Origin of the sequence: Streptomyces mesophilus (genome assembly GCF_040300965.1) — a bacterium.
GTDB classification, from domain to species: Bacteria; Actinomycetota; Actinomycetes; order Streptomycetales; family Streptomycetaceae; genus Streptomyces; species Streptomyces mesophilus_A.
Window position 1 is genome coordinate 23,764 of the sequence record NZ_JBEPEW010000099.1, and the last position, 7,861, is coordinate 31,624.

The window sequence follows — 7,861 nt, forward strand, 5'->3', positions numbered from 1 at the left end:
GATCAACTCCCGTGGAAGGAACGGAAGATGAGCAAGAACTCAGCGGCATCGTCAGGAGGCCTGGCGATCGAGACCGCGGGTCTGGTGAAGACCTTCGGCGAGAACCGTGCGGTCGACGGCGTCGACCTCGCCGTCCCGGCCGGCACCGTCTACGGCGTCCTCGGCCCCAACGGCGCCGGCAAGACCACGGCCGTCAAGATGCTCGCGACCCTGCTGCGTCCGGACGGCGGCGAGGCCCATGTGTTCGGCCACGATGTCGTACGGGAAGCGGACGCCGTCCGCAGCCGGGTCAGCCTGACCGGCCAGTACGCGTCGGTGGACGAGGACCTGACCGGCACCGAGAACCTGGTGCTTCTCGCCCGCCTGCTCGGCCACAACAAGAAGGCCTCGTACGAACGCAGCGCGCAGCTCCTGGAGGCCTTCGGTCTGACCGAGGCGGCAGGGCGCCAGGTGAAGAACTACTCGGGCGGTATGCGGCGCCGTATCGACATCGCCGCGTCCATCCTCAACACCCCCGATCTGCTCTTCCTGGACGAGCCGACCACCGGTCTCGACCCGCGCAGCCGCAACCAGGTCTGGGACATCGTCCGCGCGGTCGTCTCGCAGGGCACGACGGTCCTGCTGACCACCCAGTACCTGGACGAGGCCGACCAGTTGGCCTCCCGTATCGCCGTGATCGACAAGGGCAAGGTGATCGCGGAGGGTACGAAGGGCGAGCTGAAGGCCTCGGTCGGCGCGGGTTCCGTGCACGTACGGCTGCGGGACGCGCACCAGCGCCCGGACGCCGAGCAGCTGCTCAAGCTGACGCTGGACGCGGCCGTGACCCTGGAGCCCGACCCGGTGGCGCTGACCGCGCGCGTGGGCGGCGCCGGAAACGGTGAGGCCGCGGCCGAGCAGGCCTCGCGTGCGCTGGCCGAGCTGGCCCGCGCCGGCATCACCGTCGACAACTTCTCGCTCGGGCAGCCGAGCCTGGACGAGGTCTTCCTCGCCCTCACCGACAAGAAGCCCGCGACCGGCCAGGAGTCGGCGCTCGCCGAGGAGGCAGCAGCATGAGCACCGCGACCACCACCACCGAATCGGCCGAACTCGCCCCGGTCTCCACCGAGACCCTCGCCGAGTTGCTCATCGCCAAGGAGCGGCCGCCACGGCCGAGTGCGTGGTCCGCCTCCTTGTCCTTCGGGTGGCGGGCGATTCTGAAGATCAAGCATGTGCCCGAGCAGCTCTTCGATGTGACCGCGTTCCCGATCATGATGGTCGTGATGTACACGTACCTCTTCGGCGGTGCGATCGCGGGCTCGCCGAGCGCGTACATCCAGCAACTGCTGCCCGGCATCATGGTGATGAGCGTCGTGATGATCACGATGTACACGGGTGTCGCGGTCAACACGGACATCGAGAAGGGCGTCTTCGACCGCTTCCGTACGCTGCCGATCTGGCGGCCCGCGCCGATGGTCGGCTACCTCCTCGGCGACGCCCTGCGCTACACGATCGCGTCCCTGGTGATGCTGGTCGTCGGCCTGATCATGGGCTTCCGTCCGCACGGCGGTGTCGTCGGCGTCGTGGCCGGGATCGCGCTGCTCATCGTCTTCTCGTTCGCGTTCTCGTGGATCTGGACGATGTTCGGTCTGATGCTGCGCAGTGAGAAGTCGGTGATGGGCGTCAGCATGATGTTCCTGTTCCCGCTGACCTTCCTCAGCAATATCTTCGTCGACCCGGTGACGATGCCGGGCTGGCTTCAGGCCTTCGTGAACAACAGCCCGATCACCCATCTGGCCACGTCCGTACGCGAGTTGATGGACGGCAACTGGCCGGCGGCCGACCTGGCGTGGACGCTGGGCTGGGCGGGCCTGCTGCTCCTGGTTTTCGGACCGATCACGATGAGGTTGTACTCGAAGAAGTGATCCAGCCCCGGCGGTAAATCCCGCCCCTGCGGCGCTTGAGCAGATCCGAACGAAGTTCGGATGCCGGGGTCTGGGGCGGAGCCCCAGTTTCGGGAAGGGGCGGGTAGGGGAAAAATCCCGCCCCGCCCCTACAACCGCCAGCCGGGCACCGACCCCGAGGGCCGGTACGCACAAGTAGCCCCCGTGCTGACGGCACCACGCAAGTGGGCCGCCAGCGCGGGGTGCCGCGCGTCCAGACGCCGCAACGTGTCCCGGATACGCGCCGTCACGGCCTTACGCGCCCGCTCCGCCTCGTCACCGAGACGGCGGGTACGGCCACCAAGACCGGCCGCACGCCTCAACTCGTCGAGCAGCGCCGCCCGTTCACGTACAAGACTCTCCGCCCGCTCCGGCGTCGACGCCCGGTCGATCTCCTCGTCCAGGCGGGCCAGATGTTCCTTGTACCGGCGCTTGGCCTCGTCGTCGAGGACCGCGTCGCCGCCCATCGACCCGGCCGCGACCACCTCGGCGCCGCCCTCGGGGGCGAGCAGATGGACCGCGGGGACGTCCGCGCCCGGGCGGCTGAGCAGCAGCCGCAGATCGCGCAGGCCCTTGGCGTCCGGCATCGCGACGGTGCGGCCCTCGTAGGTGAGCTGCCAGACGGCCCCGTCGAAACGGAACGCGTAGGCGGAGGGCGCCGGTTCATGGCGGCCGGTCAGCAACGGGCGGACGCGTGCGGCCACTTGGCGCATGCCCAGCTCGTCCGCCTCCTGGCTCACCCGCTCCGCGAGCGCCGGCGCGGCCGGCAGTCCGCGCGCCGCCATGACCTGCGCGAGCCGGGAGCTCGCCTCGAGCGCCCAGGGCCTCGACTGGAGCAGCTCCGCCGAGCGCGCGGCCGCCGTGAAACCTTCGGCGGCCTCCTCGAGACGGCCGAGCGCCTGGTCGCACAGGGCGATCCAGTGCATCGCGGGGCCGCTGATGTCCCAGCCGAACATCGACACCAGCCAATGGTCGGCGTACGGCAGGAGCGCCTCGCGGGCGCGTGCGCACAGTCCGGGTTCGCCGGAGGCCGCGGCGGCCTGGGCCTGCAGGCGCAGCCGCAGCGGCAGAAAGCCCTGGTCGCTCTCCGCGCCGCGGTCGAGCAGGTCGCGGGTGAGGGCGATGGCCGCGGCCAGCTCGGGGTCGAAGCCCGGGCCGGTGGGGGGCAGTTCGACGAAGCCGGACGGGTACGAGGCACCGGGCCCACCCGTTGTACCGGGCCCGCCCGTGGCGCTTGGCCCGCCCGTCGCATCTGGCCCACCCGTCGCACCGGACCCGTCCGAGGCACCCGGCCCGCCTGCGACGCCGGGCCCGGGGCCACCTGCGGCCCCCACCCCGCCCCGGCGCAACTCCGCCCGCTCCACCGCCGTGATCCCCGCGACGATCCGCTCGATCCAAGGCAGCGGCTTCGGCGCCACGTCATGGCGGCCCTGCAGCATGGCCAGGGCCCAGCGGTGGTGGTCGAGGAGCGGGATCATGTAGTCGCCGCCGTGCCGGTCGCGCTCCGCGAGCCCGGCCGCCTCCGTGGTGTGCGCCTCGGACTCGGCGAACCGTCCGGCGAGCGCCGTGATGATCGCCTGGTCGACGGCGGCGCCGATGTCGAGCCGCGGCAGATCCGCCTGCTCGGCCATGGAGACATACGTCTGGAACTCGGTGAGATAGCGGGGATCGCCGAGCTCGACCAGGCCCACCCAGGTCAGCGCGCGGGCGAAGTGCTCGCCCTCGACATCGCCCATGCGCCGGGTCAGCGCGGTCAACTCCTCGACCAGCGCGACCCGTTCGGCCGCCGTGCCCGGTCCCCAGATGGCGTGGTGGCGGGCCCACAGGCTGAAGCCGAGCGCATCGTCGTCCCCGTGCCGCCGCGCGAGCACCGCGGTGCGGATGCTCAGCTCCTGGGCGAGCTCCTCCGCCGTGAGCTCGGCGGAACGCCGGCCGCCGAGCGCGGAGTGCGCCTCGCGGAGCAGCTCCTCGGCGGTGCCCTGCCGCAGCGGCGGCAGCGGATGGAAGTGCCCGTGCAGCGACAGCGCGACCCGCGCCATCAGCTCCGCCGAGCCGAGCGCGCGTGCCTCGTCCACGGCCGCCTCGAACTCACGGCGGGCCTCGTGCGGCGCCGCGCCGTGCCGCAGCGAGTCGGCGAGCGCGAGCCGGGTGATCACCTGAAGCCCCGGCTCCGGCACCTCAGCGGCGCGCTCGACGGCCCTCCGCAGATGCCCCAGACCTTCCTCGGTGGCCAGCCGCGACCCCGCGTCCTGCGCGGCATCCCGCAGCAGCCGCACCACCGTCTGCGCGGGTACGGCATCGCCCGCCGCATACGCGTGCTGGGCCAGCTCGCCCGGCAGCACATGCGCCGCGACCGCGGGGACCTGCTCCCAGGCCCGTACGAACGCGGCGTGCCGCTGCTTCAACTCGCCCTCGTCCAGGGCGTCCTGGAGCGTCTCGCGGACGAGGTCGTGGACGAAGCCGAAGCGTCCGCCGCCGTGTGAGATGACGAGCCGGGCCGTCACCGCCTGGTCGAGCAGCCGGTCCACATGCGCGGCCGGTGCCCCCGCCACGGCCGCGAGCACCTGCCGGTGGAACTCGCGCCCGAGCACGGCGCCCGTGGACAGCAGCGCGGACACCGCGTCCGGCAGCAGATCGAGCCGGCGCCGCACCATCTCGCGCACCCCGGGCGCGATGGTCTCCACGGACGCGCCGCTCGCCCACAGCCGCGCGGTCTGCTCGACGAAGAAGGGGTTGCCGCCCGTGCGCCGGTGCACCTCCGCGACCAGCTCGTCCGAGGGCTCGCATCCTGCGGTACGCGTCATCAGGGCACGGGTCTCGGCGCGGTCGAACCCGGTCAGCGTGACCGTGGTGGCCTTCGCGACCAGCGGCAGCATCAGCTCCCGCAGCGGATGTCCGTCCGTCTCCACCTCGGCGTCCCGGTAGGTCCCCACCAGGACAAGGCGCTCGAACCAGGCGTGTCCCGCGGCGAATTCGAGCAGCTTGAGGGTGGCGGGATCGGCCCAGTGCAGATCGTCGAGCACGAGCAGCACCGGCCGCTCCTGCGATACGGCGACCAGCGCACTGGTCACGGCGTCGTGCAGCGCGAACGCGTCCGGGTCGTCCCCCGCGCCCGGACCCGCCCCGGCCCTCGCCCGCACCTCGCCGAGCAGCACCCCGAGCCCGCCGCCCGCGGCCTCCTCGGCCCGGGCGACCTCATCGGGCGTGGCCCAGCGGCGCAGCGCGCGCACGATCTGCACCCACGGCCAGTAGCCCGGGGCGCTCCCCGAATCCCAGCAGGCTCCGGTCAGCACGAGGGCACCGAGCTCGCGCGCCTCCTGCGCGGCCTCGGTGACGAGGGTGGTCTTGCCGATCCCGGGCTCGCCCGTGACGAGCAGCAGACCGCCATGGCTCTCGGCGGCCCGCGTGATCTCCGTACGCAGCACGCGTGCGGGGTGCTCGCGCCCGATCAGTGCGGGGGTCATGCCTGGAACGATAGGCGGACCCACTGACAACCGGCGGGGTGTGGGGGCGCAGCCCCCACGAGTTCCCCGGGCAACAGCACCGCAAAGCCCTGGCCGGCCGACAGATCCAGGCGGGGCGTGGGGCGGCAGCCCCACAAAGGACCGCCGCCTGTCGCTGCACCCCTCAGCCCCTTCCAGCGCTTACACATGGACCATGTGCCACTACTGCGGATGCCGGGACATCCCGCTGATCAAGGAGTTCATCGCCGAGCACGAGCGCGTCACGGACGCGGCGGGGGACGCGGCCCGCGCGCTGGACGCCGGGGACGTGGAGCGGGCGCGCGAGCTGGTCGCCGTGATGGCGCGCGAACTCGCCGCGCACTGGGCGGGCGAGGAGAACGGGCTGTTCGCGGTGATGCGGGACGATCCCGAGTACGCGGACTACATCGAGGACCTCGTACGGGAGCACCGCGAGCTCGCCGCCCTGCTGCCGTCGCTCGATCTGACCGACGCGGCCGATGTGCGCACGCTGCGCGAGGCGATCGACGAACTGCACCAGCACATCGCCAAGGAGGAGGACGGCCTGTTCCCGGCGTCGCTCACGGCGCTTTCGGGGGAGGACTGGAACCGGTCGATGGCGGCTTGGCGGGATGCGCATCCCGGAGAGGCGCACCCCGGGCGTCCGGCACCCGGGCGTCCGGCACCCGGAGGGCCGGAACCCGGGGAGCCGAAGCCCTGAGGCGTTGGGCCTCCGGGGCCTTCAACTCCTCGTACAGAGCGAGCGCCTGCGCCCGGTGGGCCTGCGCCTTCGTGTCCTCGCCGAGGTACTCGTAGACGGTCGCGAGCCCCGCATGCGCCCGTGCCCGCTCATAAGCGGGCCCGTCCAGTGCGGCGAGGTGGCAGCGCCTCGCCTCGGCGATCGCTCCTGCCGCCAGGTGGGTCTCGCCCGCCCCGTTGTGCGCCATCGCCGACAGCGCGCTGTTGTACGTGCGTACGGCGAGGTCGAGCGCCGCCCGGTGCTGCCGCAGCGCCTCCGGATGGCGGTCGAGCTGCCGGCAGACGCTCCCGAGCCGGTTGAGCGCGAGCCCGTGCAGATATGGGAAGCCGGCCTCATGCGCCATGGTGACGGCCCGCCGCGCGTACGCGAGCGCTTCGTCCGGGCGCCCGGTGTCCCGGCACAGCGCCGCGAGCCCGAACAGCGTGTGGGCCTGTGCGGGCGGATGGTGCGCGGTCAGTGCCAGGGCCTCGCGCAGGGGTGCCTCGGCCTCCTCGGGGCGGCGCCTGCGCCTCAGGAGCAGACCGAGGTGGAGCAGCGGCCGGTAGGCGAGCGTGTCCCGGGCGCGCTCGCGGCCGGGTTCCGGTCCGCTCTCGTGGCCGCGCTCGCGGTCGGTCCCTGGACCTTCATGGCCGCGCTCGTGGTCGGTCCCTGGACCTTCGTGGCCGCGCTCGCCGTCGGGCACCGGTGCGCGCTCCCGGCTGAGCTCCCCGTAGAGCGCCGCGGACCTCCGCAGCAGTTCCTCGGCCCGTTCGGAGTGGCCGAGATAGCCGTGGACGGCACCGAGGTTGCCTGCCGAAGACGCCAACAGGAGCCGGTCTCCGGCGTGTTCGTGCAGGGCCAGCGCCTGTTCCATGTGCGTCACGCTCTCGTCGTAGCGCTGCATCCGGTACTCGACCATCCCGATCGCCCGGAGCGCCGCGCCCTGCCCGGTCGCATCGCCGCGCCGGGTCGCCACGTCGAGGGCGCGGTGGTGCAGCCGCAGCCCGTCGTCGTGGTGCAGGCCCAGGTCCAGGTACCAGCACAGGGCGAGGGAGAGGTCGCGGGTCACGTCGGCCCGGCCGTGTGCGGCGGCGCTCTCGGCGATACGGACGAGATTGGCGCGCTCGGCGTCGAGGTGACGCAGGGCGGCGGCGTAGTCGGCGGGGGCGCCCGCCTCGGCGGGCGTGCGGGCCGGTGCGGCTCCCGTACGTCCGCCGAGCAGGACACCCCCGTTGGTCGCCGGGCCGCTCCCGTCGGTCCTCGGGCCGGTCGGCAACACCTCGAGCGGATCGATCAGTTCGGCCGCCCGTACGGCCGTCCGCACACTGTGCGCGAAGAGCCGGCCGCGGGCGGCCTCGCGCTCCTGCGGCGAGTCGGTGCTCCCGGCGAGCTCCGCCGCGTAGGTCCGCAGCAGGTCGTGCATCCGGTAGCGGCCGGCGGCGGGCTCTTCGACGAGGTTCGCCCGAAGCAGCGCGTCGAGCAGCCGCCGGGCCGTCCCCGGAGCGCCGCTCCCCGCCAGGGCGTCGGCCGCGTCCGCCCCGATGTCCTCCCCGGGATACAGCCCGAGCAGCCGGAACAGCCGGGCCGCCGCCGGATCGAGATGGTGGTACGAGGCGGCGAGCGCGGTGCGGACCGAGGCGTGCGGATCGCCGGCGTCGAGCAGATCAAGGCGGGCGCGCTCGTCGGTGAGTTCGGCGACCAGCGCGGCTACGGTGCCGGCCGGGTGGGTCCGCAGCCGCTCG

General features: G+C 73.0%; 4 protein-coding genes and 1 pseudogene. 3 read left to right on the forward strand and 2 right to left on the reverse strand.

Features of this window, described 5'->3' with window-relative positions; all coding sequences use genetic code 11:
* Positions 1 to 27 precede the first annotated feature (27 nt).
* Together ABT367_RS28335 and ABT367_RS28340 are read left to right on the forward strand one after the other, a co-directional pair.
* Positions 28 to 1,053 carry an ATP-binding cassette domain-containing protein gene (locus ABT367_RS28335; RefSeq protein ID WP_352256064.1) on the forward strand — a complete coding sequence of 342 codons (1,026 nt, stop codon included), beginning with the start codon at positions 28 to 30 and terminating at the stop codon, positions 1,051 to 1,053.
* Complete coding sequence (locus tag ABT367_RS28340; RefSeq protein ID WP_199550875.1) at positions 1,050 to 1,901, forward strand: ABC transporter permease; 852 nt, start codon at positions 1,050 to 1,052, stop codon at positions 1,899 to 1,901. The genes ABT367_RS28335 and ABT367_RS28340 overlap by 4 nt, the downstream gene beginning before the upstream one ends.
* A gap of 128 nt (positions 1,902 to 2,029) precedes the next feature.
* Here ABT367_RS28340 and ABT367_RS28345 read toward each other — a convergent pair whose 3' ends face one another.
* On the reverse strand, positions 2,030 to 5,383 hold the full coding sequence (locus ABT367_RS28345; protein ID WP_352256066.1) for an ATP-binding protein: 3,354 nt from the start codon (positions 5,381 to 5,383) through the stop codon (positions 2,030 to 2,032).
* Between the two features lie 193 nt (positions 5,384 to 5,576).
* Here ABT367_RS28345 and ABT367_RS28350 point away from each other — a divergent pair, with 193 nt between their 5' ends.
* Positions 5,577 to 6,101 (forward strand): hemerythrin domain-containing protein, encoded by a 525-nt coding sequence (locus ABT367_RS28350; protein ID WP_352256068.1) that lies wholly within the window; start codon positions 5,577 to 5,579, stop codon positions 6,099 to 6,101.
* A 202-nt stretch (positions 6,102 to 6,303) separates the two neighbouring features.
* Here ABT367_RS28350 and ABT367_RS28355 read toward each other — a convergent pair.
* A pseudogene (locus ABT367_RS28355) lies at positions 6,304 to 7,542 on the reverse strand (tetratricopeptide repeat protein); the annotation flags it as partial.
* Between the last annotated feature and the right edge of the window lie 319 nt (positions 7,543 to 7,861).

Excerpts from the sequence above, each read along its gene's own strand:
- ABT367_RS28345 (WP_352256066.1), bottom strand. The coding sequence starts at position 5,383 with ATGACCCCCGCACTGATCGGGCGCGAGCACCCCGCACGCGTGCTGCGT.
- ABT367_RS28350 (WP_352256068.1), top strand. The coding sequence starts at position 5,577 with ATGTGCCACTACTGCGGATGCCGGGACATCCCGCTGATCAAGGAGTTC.
- ABT367_RS28340 (WP_199550875.1), top strand. The coding sequence starts at position 1,050 with ATGAGCACCGCGACCACCACCACCGAATCGGCCGAACTCGCCCCGGTC.
- ABT367_RS28335 (WP_352256064.1), top strand. The coding sequence starts at position 28 with ATGAGCAAGAACTCAGCGGCATCGTCAGGAGGCCTGGCGATCGAGACC.